Origin of the sequence: Citricoccus sp. I39-566 (genome assembly GCF_031432995.1) — a bacterium.
GTDB lineage: Bacteria > Actinomycetota > Actinomycetes > Actinomycetales > Micrococcaceae > Citricoccus > Citricoccus nitrophenolicus_A.
This window is the reverse complement of record NZ_CP133842.1, coordinates 301,197-317,374: the sequence shown is the minus strand read 5'-3', so window position 1 is coordinate 317,374 and position 16,178 is coordinate 301,197. Positions and strand designations below refer to the sequence as shown.

Annotated in this window: 15 protein-coding genes; 2 read left to right on the top strand and 13 right to left on the bottom strand. The window is 66.3% G+C overall.

Going from position 1 to position 16,178, the window contains the following annotated elements:
- Nucleotide 1: 1 nt before the first annotated feature.
- A complete protein-coding gene (locus RE421_RS01500) occupies nt 2-1,606 on the top strand; it encodes a fatty acyl-CoA synthetase (protein WP_309813153.1) in 1,605 nt (534 codons plus the stop codon).
- A 33-nt stretch (nt 1,607-1,639) separates the two neighbouring features.
- Here the strand turns inward: RE421_RS01500 and RE421_RS01495 are convergent, their stop codons facing one another.
- From RE421_RS01495 to RE421_RS01435, 13 genes are all read right to left on the bottom strand, one after another.
- Nucleotides 1,640-2,134, bottom strand: a complete 495-nt coding sequence (locus tag RE421_RS01495) for an alpha/beta hydrolase (protein ID WP_309813150.1) — start codon at nt 2,132-2,134, stop codon at nt 1,640-1,642.
- 81 nt (nt 2,135-2,215) lie between these two features.
- Entirely contained in the window at nt 2,216-2,689 is a 474-nt protein-coding gene (locus RE421_RS01490) for a hypothetical protein (protein WP_309813147.1), read from the bottom strand.
- The gene (locus RE421_RS01485) at nt 2,686-2,838 is read right to left on the bottom strand and encodes a hypothetical protein (RefSeq protein ID WP_309813145.1); all 153 of its coding nucleotides are present in this window, start codon (nt 2,836-2,838) and stop codon (nt 2,686-2,688) included. The genes RE421_RS01490 and RE421_RS01485 overlap by 4 nt, the downstream gene beginning before the upstream one ends.
- Before the next feature lie 124 nt (nt 2,839-2,962).
- Entirely contained in the window at nt 2,963-4,312 is a 1,350-nt protein-coding gene (locus RE421_RS01480) for an MFS transporter (RefSeq protein WP_309813142.1), read from the bottom strand.
- A complete protein-coding gene (locus RE421_RS01475; RefSeq protein ID WP_309813139.1) occupies nt 4,305-5,312 on the bottom strand; it encodes an NADP-dependent oxidoreductase in 1,008 nt (335 codons plus the stop codon). Before RE421_RS01475 ends, RE421_RS01480 begins: the two co-directional genes overlap by 8 nt.
- Nucleotides 5,309-6,157, bottom strand: coding sequence for an SDR family NAD(P)-dependent oxidoreductase (locus RE421_RS01470; RefSeq protein ID WP_309813137.1), 849 nt, complete (start codon nt 6,155-6,157; stop codon nt 5,309-5,311). Before RE421_RS01470 ends, RE421_RS01475 begins: the two co-directional genes overlap by 4 nt.
- Nucleotides 6,158-6,238: 81 nt before the next feature.
- Nucleotides 6,239-7,006, bottom strand: coding sequence for an SDR family NAD(P)-dependent oxidoreductase (locus RE421_RS01465; RefSeq protein ID WP_309813135.1), 768 nt, complete (start codon nt 7,004-7,006; stop codon nt 6,239-6,241).
- Nucleotides 7,003-8,511 (bottom strand): NAD(P)/FAD-dependent oxidoreductase, encoded by a 1,509-nt coding sequence (locus RE421_RS01460; protein ID WP_309813132.1) that lies wholly within the window; start codon nt 8,509-8,511, stop codon nt 7,003-7,005. Before RE421_RS01460 ends, RE421_RS01465 begins: the two co-directional genes overlap by 4 nt.
- A gap of 68 nt (nt 8,512-8,579) precedes the next feature.
- Entirely contained in the window at nt 8,580-9,437 is an 858-nt protein-coding gene (locus tag RE421_RS01455) for an alpha/beta hydrolase (RefSeq protein ID WP_309813129.1), read from the bottom strand.
- A gap of 217 nt (nt 9,438-9,654) precedes the next feature.
- Nucleotides 9,655-11,385, bottom strand: a complete 1,731-nt coding sequence (locus RE421_RS01450) for a tripartite tricarboxylate transporter permease (RefSeq protein WP_309813127.1) — start codon at nt 11,383-11,385, stop codon at nt 9,655-9,657.
- Between the two features lie 87 nt (nt 11,386-11,472).
- Complete coding sequence (locus RE421_RS01445; RefSeq protein WP_309813122.1) at nt 11,473-11,997, bottom strand: tripartite tricarboxylate transporter TctB family protein; 525 nt, start codon at nt 11,995-11,997, stop codon at nt 11,473-11,475.
- Between the two features lie 27 nt (nt 11,998-12,024).
- Entirely contained in the window at nt 12,025-12,987 is a 963-nt protein-coding gene (locus tag RE421_RS01440; RefSeq protein WP_309813119.1) for a tripartite tricarboxylate transporter substrate binding protein, read from the bottom strand.
- Nucleotides 12,988-13,187: 200 nt separating this feature from the next.
- The gene (locus RE421_RS01435; RefSeq protein WP_309817017.1) at nt 13,188-14,903 is read right to left on the bottom strand and encodes a helix-turn-helix domain-containing protein; all 1,716 of its coding nucleotides are present in this window, start codon (nt 14,901-14,903) and stop codon (nt 13,188-13,190) included.
- Nucleotides 14,904-15,029: 126 nt separating this feature from the next.
- On the opposite strand from RE421_RS01435, the gene RE421_RS01430 reads away from it, so the two are divergent.
- Nucleotides 15,030-16,148, top strand: coding sequence for a zinc-binding dehydrogenase (locus RE421_RS01430; RefSeq protein ID WP_309813116.1), 1,119 nt, complete (start codon nt 15,030-15,032; stop codon nt 16,146-16,148).
- Nucleotides 16,149-16,178 lie beyond the last annotated feature (30 nt).

Genomic DNA, 16,178 nt, shown 5'->3' with positions numbered 1-16,178 from the left:
CATGACCACCACGGACGCCACCATCGCCCAGGCCGGGGCCAACACCCTCGGCGCCCTGCTCGCCCGCACGGCCTCCCGCAACGCGCAGAACACCGCGCTGCGCTTCGAGGACCGCGAGTGGACGTACGGGGAGCTGGAGCGGGCGGTGCACCGGGTGGCCCGCCGGCTCCGGGGAGCGGGGCTGGCGGACGGGGCCCGGGTGGCCGCCTACGGGCTGAACTCGGACGCCTACGTGATCCTGTTCCTGGCCTGCGCCACCGCCGGGTACGTGCACGTCCCGGTCAACTTCGCGCTCAAGGGCGACGAGCTCGCCTACCTCCTGGAGGACTCCGGTGCCGAGCTGTTGGTGGCGGACCCCGCCCTGTTGCCGCGCGTCGGCGAGGTCCGAGACCAGGGGCGGGCGGCCGGCGTCGGGCAGGTGTGGCCTTTCCTGGAGGAGGGCCAGGCGGAGGGGCACGACGGCGGCGCGCGGCACCCAGCGTCCGGAACCACGGCGCTGCTCACCACGGCGCTGGACGACTCGGCCCCGGACGCGGCGCTGGAGCTGCCGGTGGGCGACGAGGACCTGGCCCAGCTGCTGTACACCTCCGGCACGACGTCCGCGCCCAAGGGCGCGATGATGTCCCACCGGGCGCTGATCGCCGAGTACGGGGCCACGATCATCGCGCTGGACATGACCGAGGAGGACCGGCCGCTGGTGTGCATGCCGCTGTACCACTCGGCGGCGATGCATGTGTTCCTGATGCCGTACCTCTCCCTCGGGGCCACCATCCGGCTGCTGGCGAAGCCGGACGTGCCGGAGACGCTGCGGCTCGTGGAGGCCGAGCACATCGGCTCCCTGTTCCTGGCGCCGACGGTGTGGGTGCCGCTGAGCAACCACCCGGACCTGGACACCCGGGACCTGTCCTCGCTGGCCAAGGCCCAGTACGGCGCCTCGATCATGCCGGTGACCGTGCTGCAGCGCTTGCGCGAACGGTACCCGAGGATCGGGTTCTACAACTGCTTCGGCCAGTCCGAGATGGCGCCGCTGTGCACGGTGCTGCGCCCCGAGGAGCATCACGCCCGGCCGGCCTCCTGCGGACGGCCGCTGCTGTCCGTGCAGCTTCGCGTGGTGACGGCCGAGGGGGCGCTGGCCGGCCCGGGTGAGCCCGGCGAGGTGCAGTACCGGTCCCCGCAGCTGATGAGCGGGTACTGGAACAAGCCGGAGGCCACCGAGGAGGCCTTTGTGGATGGCTGGTTCAAGTCCGGGGACCAGGCGACCCGGGACGAACAGGGTTACCTGCAGATCGTGGATCGGATCAAGGACGTCATCAACTCCGGCGGCGTGCTCGTGGCCCCGCGCGAGGTGGAGGACTGCATCTACGAACTCGACCAGGTGGCCGAGGTGGCCGTGGTGGGGCTGCCGGACGAGCGCTGGATCGAGGCGGTGACGGCCGTCGTCGTGCTCAAGGAGGGCGCGGAGCTGACGGCCGAGAGCGTCCGTGCCCACGTGAAGTCCCGGATCGCGGACTTCAAGGTGCCCAAGCGCGTGGACTTCGTGGCCGAGCTGCCGCGCAACCAGTCCGGCAAGCTGCTCAAGCGCCAGCTGCGGGCGGAGCGCAGCTAGCGCAGACGAGTCGGCTGGTCGCAGGTGGCGGGTTCAGGAACCCGAGGGCACGACGTCGGCCAGGAACCCCAGGATCTCCGGCGTCACCTGGTCCTCCAGCTCCTCGAAGAAGCCGTGGCGCCCGCCCGGGACGAGGCGCATCCGCGCGTCGGGGATCCGGTCCGCGATCAGAGCCGCGTTCTCGGTGGGGACCATCAGGTCCTCGGTCCCGTGCAGCACCAGGGTGGGCGCGGCGATCGAGGGCAGGGCGTCCCAGGCGTCGTGGCGGTCGCTGGCCCGGCGACCAGGCCCTTGCGCAGTTGCTTGAGGGCCTCCTTCTCGGCGAAGAGCCGGCGGCATCGGCAGAGTCATGGGCCCGCTGGGTGCTGCGGCTCTTGCTCGGGGCACCACTGTGGGTGTGGTGGTGGCGGTGCCGCTCACGCTCACGGACCAGGTGGTGCCCTTGACCGGGCCCTGCAGGATTCGCCAGTAGGGGCGCTGCCAGGAGTCGGCGAGGGTGTGGTGGGACGGGACCGGGACGAAGCTCATGGGCTCACTCTGCGTTGGGTCGGGGGTTCTGGATAGACAGGGGTTCGGGGAGAAACGTTTACCAGTTCGGGTCGAAGAGCATCACTGCTCCGTAGCCGGCGGTGGCTCCCAGCAGCAGCACCAGCACCGAGGCGGTGGCCTTGCCGGGGTCGGGGTCAGCTGGGGCATCATTCCGGTGTGTTCCGGCAGGTGGCGGTTCTCCAGGCAGATGGTGGTCTCCAGGGCGGGGCGGGCGGCGGCGTCCGGGGATCGTTCCTCCACCACCACTCCGGGGTACTCGGGCATATAACGCACCGCCCGGTGTTGACGGGGCTGGTAGCGGGGGACGTCCGTGATGGTGATGGCTGCCGTCGTGCTGGTGGAGAAGCGTTTGGTGGAGGAGGCGGCGACCTCCACGCGCAGCCGGATCTGCAGGGCGCCGCTGCCGTCCACATCCTGGGACTCCGTGGTGACCTCGAAGATGCGGTTGGGGCCCACGCACCCGGTGGAGCGGATGGTGGCCAGTCCGCGCTGATCGAGGCCGTAGACGCGTTCGTCCCGGTCTGCGGCAGTCATGGCCGGGGGATGATTCCGAGGGCGCCGGCGGTGCCGAACACGATCCGGGCGGTCTCACCGGCACCCTGGATCAGGGTGACGTTCGAGGAGCCGAAGGCTCCCAGTATGAAGACCAGGAGGAGTAGCTGGAACCGTTGTCGGTTGGTCAACACGGCTCATGATGCCCGCGATCGGTTAACAGGCCGTCAACAATGCCGTGAATGATCGAGTCCGCCGCCATCGCGCGCCGCGGGCCGGGTGCCGGCGGGGAGTTCAGGCCGCTTCGGCTTCCTCCTAGACCAGCGGCGCGGGCGGCCCACCGATGATGACCACCAGTATGGCGATGGCGGCCATGGCGGCGGCGCCGGCGAAGACGCCCAGCGGGTCCGCCACCGGCAGCATGAGCGCCGCCCAGGCATAGCCACTGCCCATGCCTAGGAAACGCATGGTGTTGTGGATGCCGAACACCAGGGAGTTCTGGGCCGCTCGGGAACGGGAGATAGCGAAGGCGGAGACGCTCTGGGCAGCGTTGATGCCAGTGCCGGTCAGCAGCAGAAGCACGACGACGACTGCGAGCCCCGCCGGAGAGGTCACCTCGGCGGTGACCAACCACGCGCTCAGCAGAAGGGGAGTCAGCACCAGCAGGACCAACCCCAGCTGCATGGTCAGCCGGGGTGAGGAGCGGGCAGCGAACCAGGAGTTCAGGCCCCCGGAGAGCATCATGGACAGGGCCATGGAGAACAGCAGCACGCCGATGGTCCCGGCGGTCAACCCCATCTCACCCAGATAGAGCGGCAGACAGATCAGGAAGGTCCCGAGCACGAACTGCGCCACCCCGGCCACCACGGTGCCGCGAAGATAGCGCTTCTCCAACAGCGACCGGGGTTCGAAGAGGCGTACCGGATCCCGGGCTGCGAGCCGGAAAATGACCACCATGCCGACGGCGGCTAAGACCCCCACGACGAGCTCCGACGCCGCTCCGGCGCGCTGGCCGATCAGGGTGATCGTGATGATGACCGCCCCCATGGTGGCCATCAGCACAGTCATTCCCAGCCCGTGCAGCGGGGCCTTTCGTCCCGGCATGGTGGGAACCACCAGGAGCACGATGATCGCCAGCAGAAGGCAGACGGCCGAGTGAAACACGAAGATCCACCGCCAGCCCAAAAGCTCGGTCACCAGGCCACCCACGGCCGGTCCCACGGCCATGCCCAGGCCGATGGAGGATGCCCACGCGGCCAGGGAGGCCTGGGCCCGCTCCGGCCAGAGGATGACCAGCCCCCGCTGGACCCCGGGCGGGAAAGTGGAGCAGGCAGCACCGCTGAGGGCCCGCATTACGATGAGCATCTCGAGACTGGACGAGGAGGCCGCGATGAGCTGCGTGAGAGCCATCACCGAGATGCTGGCCAGCAGGGCCCGTGCCGGGCCGGCCCGGTCACAGAGCCAACCCGCCAGCGGGGCAAAGATGACCATCATGACCGTGAATGCGGCCACCGGCAGGATCACCTGCGCATCGGTGGCGCCGAACTCGGCCTGGATGTCCGGCAGGGGAGCGTTGAGCATGGTCCCGGCCATGGTGGCCACCATGGTCAGGGTGAGCATGGTCAGGAAGGCCACCGTGCCCGGGCGCATCGGTTCGTTAGACACGGACTATGGTCTTGCCGAGATTGTTTCCGCGCAGCATGTCCACGAAGATCTCCGGTGCCCGGGTGAAATCATCCAGGAGGTGTTCCTGGTACCTGATCGACCCGTCTTTCACCCAGCCCGTGAGCTCGGCATGGAATCGTTGCCACAGCTCCGGGGGGAACTCGCCCACCACAAAGCCCTGAAGGCTGAGCCGCTTCTGCAGCACCGTCCGCATGATTCGCTCACCGAGGCCAGCCGGTGCGGGTTCGGAGGTGCCGTTGTAGTTGGACACCAAGCCGATCACTGGGACCCGGGCATGGGCGTTCAGCAGGGGCAGGACTGCCTGCCACACGGCACCGCCAACGCTCTCCAGGTACACATCGATCCCCTCCGGGGCGGCCGCCTGCAGCCGTGCCGAGAAGTAAGGGGAACGATGGTCCAGGGCCACGTCGAAGCCCCATTCGAGCAGTAGATTCCTCTTCTGCTCCCCGCCGGCGACGCCGATCACGCGGGCACCGGCCAGGCGGGCCAACTGCCCGGCCATGGACCCCACGGGCCCGGTGGCCGCTGCCACGGCCACGGTCTCCCCAGCCGTGGGCCGGCCGAAGGCCGTCATAGCGGCGTAGGCGGTGAAGCCGGGCATCCCCAGGACGCCCAGGGCCGTCGTCGGGGACAAACCGTTGTCCGGGACGCGGTTCACGGTGTTGGCCGGGGCCACGCTGTAGCGCTGCCATCCGGCGCGGGAGGTCACGAGGTCACCGGGGGAATAGAGGCCGGAGGAGGATTCGAGGACCTCGGAGACGGCCTCCCCGACGATCACCTCACCGAGCTCCACGGGGGCTGCGTAGGCCTGGGTGGCCGCCATCCGTCCATACATGTAGGGATCGAGGGAGAGATAGCGGGTCCTCAGCAGGAGCTCGTCCTGGACCGTCAGTTCCGGCCGGGCAGATCGCACCAACTCCAGGTGGTCACGACTCGGCAGCCCGACCGGACGCTGGCGTAGGACGAACTGCTCGTTCATGAACGCAGGGGGGTGTCCACGCCCGTGTTCAGACCGGCCTCCTGGCTGGCCACCAGATCCCGTGACTGCTGTCGCATGCGCACATCCCAGCGGCGGCCGGTGAACAACGGTCTGAGGATGTGGGCACAGCGCAGCACGGTCGGGAAGTAGGAAGAACGGGCCCGCTGCTGTACGGCGGCAGCATAGGCGTCCGCGACCTCCTCAACCGTGCTGGTGAGGTTGAAAGGCCAGGGCATCTTCGCGCCTTCGGCCAGACGGGCGGCACCGCCGGTGACCATCGGGGTCTTCGTCCAGCCCGGGTAGAAGACACCCACATCCACCCCATGCGGCTCCACCTCCAGCCGGAGGGACCCGGCAAAAGCCTCGACGCCGGCCTTCGCCGCCGCGTAGGCGGAGGACTTGGCCGTGTTCTTCAGGACCGCTGCGGAACAGGTGAACATGATAAACCCGCGACGGGCGATCACCTGCTCCAGGGCGGACTTCACCGTCTTAATCTGGCCCAGCAGGTTGATGCTGATGATCCGTTCTAGCGCCTCCGCAGAGGAAGCTAGCACGGTGGAGGCACTGCCGATGCCGGCGTTGGCTATGACCACGTCGATCTGTCCGTGCTGCGCCATAATCTGCTCGACGGCCTGCTCCAGCGAATCCAGAGAGGCGACATCCGCCTCGTGCCCCGAGTGGTCGGCTCCCAACACCTCAATGACGGCCCGGATCTGTTCTGAGTTACGGTCCACAATGGCAATGGTGTGACCGGCTGCGGCGAGGCGTTCGGCCACCGCCCGTCCGATGCCACTTGCGCCGCCGGTGATGAGGACTACGGAGTTCGGTTTGAGCTGGGCTGACATGGTGTGTGGAGAGTCCTTCGAGAGTCAGGTTTACTGGTTCGGCGGTGGCGCTGTGGCACGGGTAGTGCTGGGCCGTGGACGTTACTGCATGTGCTGCCCGCCATTGACATCCAGGGTCATCCCGGTGATGAAGGAGGCGTCCTCATCGATGAGGAAGGTCACCGCATGGGAGACATCCGTGATATTGGCGAACCGGCCCATCGGGATCAGCTTCATGTACTCGGCGTTGGAGGCGGCATCGACCTGCCCGGCCATACCTGCATCCACCCGGCCCAGGGCGACCGCGTTGACTGTCACGCCGTCGCTGGCCAGCTCGTGGGCGAAGGCTCGGGTCAGGCCTAGCAGACCTGTCTTCGAAGCGGCGTAGTGGATCCCGCCCATCTTGCCGCCGAAGCGGGAGGCCACGGAGGAGATGTTCACGATCCGCCCGTATCGGGCTACCGTCATGGCCGGGGCCAGAACCTTGATGCCGAGGAACGCCCCCGTGAGGTTGACATTCAGCACGGCGTTCCACTCATCGAGCGGCGTCTCGGTACCCGGCAGTCGCTTGCCCCGGTGTTTGGGGGAGATGCCGGCATTGTTCACCAGACCAGTCGGGCTATGCCCGAAGGTCTCCTGAGTCTGACGGAGCAGGTCCTGCCAGTCCTCCTCGCTGGTGACGCTTGCGTGTACCGTCAGCAACCGGTCACGGTGCTCCGTGCGCTGTTCGGCCAGCTGGGTCAGCTGCTCGGCATTGGCGTCCATGGCCACCACTCGGTGACCGGTGGACAGCAGGACGTCCAGGATGCCCCGGCCGACTCCGCCGGCGGCACCGCTGACGACGGTGACCGGTGTGGGTGCTGCGCTCATGCGTTGGTCAGCTCCTCGGCTGGGGAGGTGTGGGAATTCTGCGTGATGTCATAGACGGTGTCATCGAAGGGCGTGTTGACCTCGCGGAAAGTGAAGGAGAAGTCAGGCCACAGGGTGGTGAGACGGCCGCTGCGGGGGTCCACATACCAGCTGGCGCAACCGCCGGACAGCCACACCGTACCCTCGCTAAGCTTCTCCAGCTCCTGCATGTACGTCTCCTGCTCCGCAGCACGGACCTCCAACACCTGACCGGACCGGACCTGCTCCAGAGCCTCGAGCACGTAGTCGATCTGGGCCTCGGCAATGTAGATGGCCGAGTTGTGTCCCAATCCAGTGTTCGGGCCCTTGATGAACCACAGGTTGGGGAAGCCGCTGACGGCTGTGGTCTTGTAGGCCTCCATGCCGCGGTCCCAGCGGTCATGCAGGGAGATCCCGTTTCGGCCGAAGGTCTTCGATGCCATGGGGATGTCCGTGGCTTCGAAGCCTGTGGCGGCGATGATGACGTCCACTTCATGCTCTGTGCCGCCGGCGTCCACGATCCCCGTCGGGGTGACCCGGGTGGCACCGCCGTCCGCCAACACCACGTTGTCCCGCAGGAAGGTGGGGAAGTAGTCGTTGGACTTCAGGATGCGCTTGCAGCCGATCGTGTAGTCCGGGGTGAGTCGGCGGCGCAGCTCCTCATCCTCCACCTGGGCACGCAGGTGGCTCAGGGCAGCCTGGGTCACGGTCTCGATCAGAGTCTCGGTGCCGCGGCGTTGGGCGTACCGCTCCTCATTGGCCCAGAACAGATCCGCTCGGGCCTGCTCCATTAGTTCGGGCTTGCGCGCGAACATCCGCTTCTGGGCCCCGGTGTAGTACGGGTCATGCCGCGGGGTCACATAGGCGGCGGACCGCTGCAGTGAGACCAGCTTCGAAGCGGTCTTGGCGACCTCCGGGATGATCTGAATGGCGCTGGCTCCGGAACCGATGACGGCCACCCGTTTGCCTTCCAGATCCACATCATGCTCCCACTCGGCAGAGTGGAAGACCGCGCCCTGGAAGCTGTCCATGCCTTCGAAGTGGGGGAGCTTCGCATCGGAGAGGTAGCCGACGGCCATGATCAGCGCCTCGGCCTCATAGGTGCCCTGGCTGGTCTCGGCCTGCCAGAGCTTCCGCTGTTCATCCCAGCGGATCTCCTCGACATTGGTGTTGAACCGGGCATGGGGCAGGACGCCTTCCTGCTTGGCCACGTCCTCCATGTACTGGAGGATCTCGCCCTGCGGGGCGTGCATCTTGGTCCAGTTCGGGTTCAGGCTGAACGAGAACGAGTATAGGTGCGAAGGCACATCGCACTCGGCACCCGGGTAGGTGTTGTCCCGCCAGGCGCCGCCCACGGTGTGACCGCGCTCCAAGATCAGGAAGTCCTCGCGACCCTGCCGGCGCAGTTTAACGCCCAGGCCGAGCCCGGCGAAGCCTGCTCCGATGATCAGTACTCCGGTACGGCGTTCTGTTGCACTCTGGTTCATTTCCGTCTCCACGTCTCCTTATGGCCTGATGCGGCCGGATTCAGTTGTTCGCCGCGTCTGGGTGCGGGCTAGATCGTCAGGGCGGGGATCATCTCGCCGTCCGCCACGGCCTCGGGCTCGCGCACGAAGTCGTCGATCAGCATGAAGACCTGTGCCGGGCGCTCGACGGTCACGGCGTGGCCGGCATCCACCTCGGCCAGGCGGGCGTTCCGGATCCCGCCGAAGAGTTGGTAGCTGTGCATGATGGGGACCATTTGGTCTTGTAGACAGCCGATGACCAGGGTAGGGGCAGAGATCTGCTCGATCTCCAGGGAGATGTCTGCATCAAAATTGATCCGCATCTCCCCCGCGATCCCGGGACGGAAGGTGCGGTTGCTGATCAGCCGCTCCAGGTCACCGTCCGGACGGGTGCGGAGGAACTGCGGGTGGTGGGCCATCAGAATCTGAAACTCCTGCAGTGTCCGCCCGCCATCGGATTCCATCAGCGCGGTCCAGATGGTGTTGCGCAGACGCTGGTGCTTGTCTGTCTTGATCCAGCCGGCGATCAGGGTGAGGGTCTGCACTAGCTGCGGGGAGCGACCGGCGATCCGCGCGGTCAGCACGGCACCGAGTGAGTAGCCGACCAGATGGACGGGGGCTCCGGGAACGCGCTGGGTGATGACGGCCTCGATCTGCTGCGTTAGGTCATCCATGGTCGAGTCATCAGTGGGCTGTACATCGATGCCTATGACCCGGTGCCGTGCTGCCAGCATGGGGTAGACGGTGCGGTAGTGGCTCTCGGTGGAACCGCCGGTGCCATGGACGAGGACGATCGTGCTGCCGAAATCGCCCGGCTCACCCGTGTCATGGAAAGGGACCGCGGTCCCGTTCACTGGCAGCTCGCCGAGCTCGGCTCGGGGATGCAGGGGTGTTCTCTCATCACTCATCGCGTCACCTATCACTTGTGCAGGGGTGGGACTGAGGCACTCGTGAGAGTGCGCCTTCTAACGAAGTACACTATCATATTTCGATGTGACCCACCCCTCATCGGCGCCGGAGTGGGCGATGCGGAGGTCGCCGCCGCCGGAGGTCTGATACGCCCAAGGGCCTCCAGCGAGCGTGCGCTGAAGGCCCTTGGGGGGGGTAATGGACGGTGGTTCCCCGCTACTGTTGCTGGTCCAGTGGCGGTGGGGCCTTGCGGACCGCCGTCGTCGGTTTCTCTGGGGAATCCGGCCGCGCCTCGCTAGCGCCGGTGCCTGATGGAATACGCTCGGGCCCGCCGGCGGCGGGTTCGCCGGTCGCGGCGCTGTCGGTGCCCGCCTCGAGCTCGGTCTCAGAGCCGTCGTCGAGCAGGCTGTCCTCGCGGACCTCCTCCGCATACTCATCGGAGTGCGTGACGGCATGCATCACGCGGGAGCCGGCGGTCTGACGGCCGGTCCGGCGGGAACGCAGGAAGTTGATCACGGTGAAACTGATCGCGATCGCGACGACGATGAACATGGCCAGGGACACCGGCCGCTCCACGAAGATGCCCAGGCTGCCGTCCGACATCAGCATGGCTCGGCGGAACTGCACCTCCATGATCGGGCCCAGGATGAATCCGAGGATGAAGGGACCGAGGTCGAAGCGCCACTTCTTGAGCAGGTAGCCCAGCACACCGAAGACGATGGCCACGTAGACGTCGAACATGGTGTTGTTTACGCTGTAGACGCCCAGCAGGGCCACGACCACGATGATCGGGTTCAGGACGTAGCCCGGGATGCGGAGGATCTGCACGAATGCCGCGATCAACGGCAAATTCAGGATCAACAGCAGGACGTTGCCGATGTACATCGAGGCGATCACGCCCCAGAACACATCCGGCTCCTCGTTGATGAGCTCCGGGCCCGGGGTGATGTTCTGCAGCAGCAGTGCACCGTAGATCACGGCCAGGACGGCGTTCGGCGGGATGCCCAGGGTAAGCAGCGGGATGAAGGCGGAGTTCGAGGAGGCATTGTCCGCGGTCTCGGTGGCCGCCAGGCCTTCCACGGCTCCCTTGCCGAACTTCTTCGGCCGCTTGGAGATGCGCTTCTCCATGCCGTAGGCCAGCACGGAGGAGATGGTTCCACCGCCACCGGGCATCAGACCCACGAAGAATCCGAGGATGGATGAACGCAGGATGGCGAAGCGGCTGCGCAGCCAGTCCACCCTGGTCGGCAGGATCCGTCCGAGCTTGGTGCTCTTCAGGGCCTCGTGCGCGCCGGTTTCCATGCTGTGGAAGATCTCGCCCAGCCCGAACAGGCCCACGGCGATCGGCACGATGTCGATGCCGCCGGAGAGCTCGATCGAACCGAAGGTCAGACGCTGGGTGCCGTCGATCGGATCGAGACCGACGACGGAGACCAGGATGCCCAGACCGGCGATGGCGATCGCCTTCCAGGTGGAGCCGGAGCCCAGCAGGGAGATCATCATGACGCCGACCACGGTCAGCGCGAACATCTCGGGTGCGCCGATCGAGCTGGCGAAGTTGGCGACCACCGGGGCCAGGAAGGTTAGGCCGATGATCGCCACCGTGCCGCCCAGGAAGGAGCCGATGGCGGTGATGCCCAGGGCGGGCCCGGCCCGACCCTGCTGGGTCATCGGGTAACCGTCCAGCGTGGTCATCACACTGGAGGAGTCGCCGGGTAACCGCAGCAGGATGGCCGGGATGCGGCCACCGTACATGGTGCCGTAGTAAATGCCGGCCAGCATGATGATCGCTGTGGCCGGCTCCAGGGAGAAGGTCAGGGGGAGCAGGAGCGCCAGCGAGGCGGTCGGCCCGAGCCCGGGCAACAGGCCGACGATGGTTCCGACGAGCACGCCGATGGCGACGAAGAGAAGGTTGACAGGAGACAACGCGACTTCGAAGCCAGACACTATTCCTTCGAGAATATCCACCGTGAAGGCGTCCTTTCAGAAGTTCGTACTAGAGGTGCGCGAACGATGACAGGTGAGCGGCTTCGTTTAGAAGGCGTTCAGGCGGACTTGGAGGAGCTCGGCAAAGAGGTAGTAGCCGACTCCGGACATCACGAGGCCCGAGATGAGCGAGACCCACCAGCGTTGCTTAGACAGGGCCGTCATCATGATGAACACCACTACCGTGGTGGGGATGATGAATCCGATGTACTCATAGGTGATCGGAATCAACAGCAGGCTGGCCATCAGGATGAGCACACGGCTGACTCCGCGATGGGTGAAGTGCTCGACTTCTTCTTTGCCCACGATCAATTCCACGAGGGCGAAGGCTGCGGTCACGACGCCGGCCACGATCGGCCAGAACCCCGGCCCGGGTTCGGCCAGGCTACCGATGCGCAGTGACAGGGAATTGACGATCACAACTACCGCACAGACCAGGATCAACAGCGGTCCAAGGCGGTGGCCATGACGGTCCATCCAGTTGCGGCGGGGTGCGCCGGGGCCTCCCTCCCCAGCCGACGTAGCGGCCGGGGAGGGGACAGTACTGCTTGATTCAAATGCGACTGAGCTCATGGCCCGCCTCCTCTATCGATGCCGACCTCACTCGGAGGCCAAGCCCAGCCTTTCGAAGGACTCGGCGGAACGCTCGGAGAGCTCCGGGATAAGCTCCTCGAACCAGGCGGTGCCGTTGTACTCCGGCTCCATCAGGTAGTTGGACTCCACATACTCCTGGTAGGAGTCGCTGTTGTAGGCGTTCTGGGCAGCCTCCGTCAGGGTGTTGACGACGTCCTCTGGGGTGTCGGCCGGAACGGCCCAAGCCACCATGGAGATGAAGCCGGCGCCCTCGGGCCACTCGGTCTCAGCCAGGGAGACGACGTCCGGGTAGGACTCGTGGCGCTCTTCCGAGGTCACGGCCAGGGCGTTGACGGTTCCGGAGTCGATCTGGCCGGAGGCGATGTTGACGTCCACGACGCCGATGTCCACCTGACCGGAGGTCACGGCCTGGATGGCATCCGCGCCGGACTCATAGGGGACGGGCTCGCCCTCGACGCCCATGCTGTCCAGGGTGTTGCCCATGGCCAAGTGGGTCATGTTGCCTCGGCCGAACGTGGTGTAGGTGACGCGCTCGTCCGCTGCAGCAAGGTCCTCGAGGGTCTTGTACCCCGAGTCGATGTCCGTGACGATCACGTAGGGCTGGTGGGCCAATGCGGCGATCGAGATGAAATCGTCCGCCGAGTACTGGACTTCCTCCAGCAGCGGACGGCTGGCGAAGGCCGAGGCCGGTGCGGTGTAGGTGGTGTAGCCGTCCGGGTTGGCGTTGGCGGCCTCGGTGGTGCCCACGGTCTGGCCGCCGCCATCACGGTTCACCACGACGAACTGCGTGTCCAGTTCCTCAGACATGGCTTCTGCGAAGGCGCGGGTGGTGGTATCGACGGAGCCGCCCGCTGCGTTGGGGACGATGATCTCCACGTTGCCGTCCGGGTACTCTCCGCCACCCGAGCATCCGGTCAGCGCCAGAGCGGCGACGGCGAACACCGAGAGGATTCGGTTGCGATTCTTCATGTTGGTTGATTCCCTTACTCAAAACACGTTAGTGAAAGTTTTGACGTTCTCACGGGCGTGGTCCCGGTCTTTAGGATGGCCACCTTGGCGGTGGTCACCCCGTGGGGAACCGGACGGTCCGTGTCGACGAGACTCCGCTTTGGGGTCCGTGAGTGTGTACTGTCGATCGATAGTAACCTATCACACACATGAGAGCGGGGTCACAGCGAGATCTCCGGGGTTCGTTCTGCTCGCTGAACCTCGTCTGCCAGCCGCCCGTGCGAGGCCCATGCGCGCAGGCTGACGTGCAGGTCCAAAGCTCGGGGCATGTGGTCCCAGCCGGTCCCTAACAGCTTGGTGAGGGTGGCCAGCCGCTGCCGGACCGTATTGCGGTGCAGGTGTAGTGTCTCCGCCGTCAGATCGATGCGTCGATCGCATTCGAAGTAGGTCAGCGCGAGATAGGTCATCTGACTTCTTCGGGTGCGGTCATGGGCGATCACGGGGGCCAGTGGTGCGAAGAGCTCCTCGATGATTCCACCGTCCTGAGCCAACGCCGCCAATGAGTAGACGAGGTCCGCCCGGTGGCTGTCCTGTAGCCCGCGGGTGCCCATCAGGGCCATCAGATTCAGGTGGGAACGGGCCCGCTGGAATCCGGCGCGGACGCCCTTTCCGAGTTCCCAAGGGCCCGAGATCGCGATCACCAACCGGTGCTCCTGCGCCAGCTGACCGGCCCCCTGCGCCCATCGCTGGTCATCGACGACCAGACAGAACTCACCCTGCACCGTTCCGGCTAGGACCGTGTGGGGGAGGCGCCGCAGCAGAGCCTCCGGCACAGTGCCATCCGGGTTACGGACCACTGCCAGCCATATCCGCTGGGTCAAGGACAGTCTCCAGGGTCGGAGTCGCAGTGCGAGTCGTTCCGGAGGTACGGGGGCTTCGCCCAACAGGTCAGCCAGGACGTCCTGCTGCCGCCTCAATTGGGCGTCCTCATCGGCACGCACCATGTTCAGGGCGATGGTCAGGTAGGAACCACCCACCCTGAGGATCTCCCGCTGATGATCGGTGCAGGGGCCGTGGGCGATCAGCTGCCCGCGGTCCCGGCCCATGGTGGCGTCAGTCAGGGGCAATGCCATGCTGGACTGGTCCGTCGCCGTCGCCGTCGCCGTCGTTGGGTCGGGGTTCGGGACCGGTGTGCTGAGAGTGCTCCAGGTCAGTTCACCGGAGTCGTCCACCAGGCTGACGGGCAGGCCCAGGTGGGAGGACAGAAGGTCCAACAGGCGTTGGAGGCTCGGTTCGTCCATCATCTGCTGACGTAGAGCACTGGAGACCTCCTGCAGTTCCTGCATTTGTGCCGAGCGTTGGGAGAGCTCGGCCTGGCGGTGTTCCAGGGTGTCCGAGTGGTTCTTGAGCCCTGTGATGTGGCTGGCGTTGGCCAGTGCCACCACGGAATAGCGGCCGAAGGACTCTACGAGGTCCACGTCCTGCGGACTGTACGTGCGGTGGGTGCGTTCGGCCACCATGAGGGCTCCGAGGACTCGGCCGGATTCCACCAGGGGGACGCCCATGATTGAGATGACGCCCTCGCCCCGGACCACCTCGTCGATATCGTCCTTGCGTGGCACAGTCGGATCGTTGAAGTAGTCACGGGTCTGGAAAGCGGCCTCTCCGGTGGCCACCTGACCCAGGATGCCGGCATTGAGGGGCACCTGCAGGGTCCGGAATGCGGCGGTCATCACGCCGTCTGACTTCCGGATGAAGGTCACGCCGGTGGCCGGGTCATTGAAGCTGATGTAGGACATGTCCGCCGCAAGTAGCCGACGGGTACGTTGCACGATCGAGGACAGTACCGACTCTTCGCCGTGGATACCGGACAGCTCCGAGGCGGCCTCGATGAGTTCCCGGAAGACCGCCGCCGGGTCTGCGCGCTTACTGTGCATCACGCACACACCTTAGCGGGATTGATAGTGATCACGAACATGGCCAGGTGGGCTTGGGCGTGGTTGGATCGCAGGGACGTGGGGACCGGAACGCACACCGGTCCCCGTTCTATCGGAAGGGAAGACATGGAGATTTTCGGGGCCGTTCTGCAAGATGACGGCAAGCAGCAGCCGTACGCGGACTCGCAGCCGTTGGAGATCCAGCGGCTGTCCCTGTCCGAACCAGGCCCCACAGAGGTCCTGGTCCGAATGGAGGCCGCCGGTGTGTGCCACTCGGACCTCTCCGTGGTCAACGGCAACCGGAAGCGGCCCCTGCCCATGCTCTTGGGCCATGAGGCGTCCGGGATCGTTGTGGCTGCCGGGGCCGAGACCTCTGAGGGCCTGGTGGGCCAGCGCGTGGTGATGACCTTCCTGCCGCGCTGCGAGTCCTGTGACAACTGCGCCGAGGGTGGGCGTCTGCCCTGCACGACCGGCAGCCGGAGCAATGAGCAGGGGACCCTGTTGACCGGCTCGCGCCACCTCTCCCGTGAGGGGGAGGACGTCAACCACCATCTGGGCGTCTCCGGGTTCGCCACGCACTCTGTGGTGGATGAGGCCAGCATTGTCCCCGTGGGCGACGACGTCCCGGCCGATGTGGCTGCGGTGCTCGGTTGCGCGGTGCTCACCGGCGGCGGGGCCCTGATCAACGCCGCCGCACCGGAGGACCGGCACTCGGTGATGATCGTGGGCCTGGGCGGGGTGGGCATGGCGGCCCTGCTGGCGGCAGTGGCCCGCGGCACCCGGCGCATCATCGCGGTGGACATGTCCCAGGAGAAGCTGGACCTGGCTCTGAGTCTGGGTGCACATGAGGCCTACACCTCCACGGAGGTGGCGGAGCAGGGTATCCGCGCGGACCGGGTCATCGAGTGCGTGGGCCATGCACGGGCCTTCGAGACCGCCTTCCAGGCCACGGCGGTGGGCGGTAGGACCGTGACCGCCGGTCTGCCCGCGCCGGATGCGATGTCCACGATCTCCCCGCTGACCATCACCGCCGAGGCACGTTCCGTTGTGGGCTCTTACCTGGGGTCTTCCGTGCCGAAGGTGGACATCCCCCGCTACGAGCAGTGGTGGCGGGAGGGAAGGCTGCCGGTGGAGAAGCTGATCAGCCACCGCATCCGTCTGGAGGACATCAACCAGGCGATGGATGATCTCTCCAGCGGCAAGGCGCTGCGGCAGATCATTCTGTTCGACGAGTCTGCCGCCTGACCGGACACCACCTGACTGGGCCCCCAGAAG

Excerpts from the sequence above, each read along its gene's own strand:
- RE421_RS01500 (WP_309813153.1), top strand. The coding sequence starts at position 2 with ATGACCACCACGGACGCCACCATCGCCCAGGCCGGGGCCAACACCCTC.
- RE421_RS01495 (WP_309813150.1), bottom strand. The coding sequence starts at position 2,134 with ATGAGCTTCGTCCCGGTCCCGTCCCACCACACCCTCGCCGACTCCTGG.
- RE421_RS01490 (WP_309813147.1), bottom strand. The coding sequence starts at position 2,689 with ATGACTGCCGCAGACCGGGACGAACGCGTCTACGGCCTCGATCAGCGC.
- RE421_RS01475 (WP_309813139.1), bottom strand. The coding sequence starts at position 5,312 with ATGAACGAGCAGTTCGTCCTACGCCAGCGTCCGGTCGGGCTGCCGAGT.
- RE421_RS01470 (WP_309813137.1), bottom strand. The coding sequence starts at position 6,157 with ATGTCAGCCCAGCTCAAACCGAACTCCGTAGTCCTCATCACCGGCGGC.
- RE421_RS01465 (WP_309813135.1), bottom strand. The coding sequence starts at position 7,006 with ATGAGCGCAGCACCCACACCGGTCACCGTCGTCAGCGGTGCCGCCGGC.
- RE421_RS01460 (WP_309813132.1), bottom strand. The coding sequence starts at position 8,511 with ATGAACCAGAGTGCAACAGAACGCCGTACCGGAGTACTGATCATCGGA.
- RE421_RS01455 (WP_309813129.1), bottom strand. The coding sequence starts at position 9,437 with ATGAGTGATGAGAGAACACCCCTGCATCCCCGAGCCGAGCTCGGCGAG.
- RE421_RS01445 (WP_309813122.1), bottom strand. The coding sequence starts at position 11,997 with ATGAGCTCAGTCGCATTTGAATCAAGCAGTACTGTCCCCTCCCCGGCC.
- RE421_RS01440 (WP_309813119.1), bottom strand. The coding sequence starts at position 12,987 with ATGAAGAATCGCAACCGAATCCTCTCGGTGTTCGCCGTCGCCGCTCTG.
- RE421_RS01435 (WP_309817017.1), bottom strand. The coding sequence starts at position 14,903 with ATGCACAGTAAGCGCGCAGACCCGGCGGCGGTCTTCCGGGAACTCATC.
- RE421_RS01430 (WP_309813116.1), top strand. The coding sequence starts at position 15,030 with ATGGAGATTTTCGGGGCCGTTCTGCAAGATGACGGCAAGCAGCAGCCG.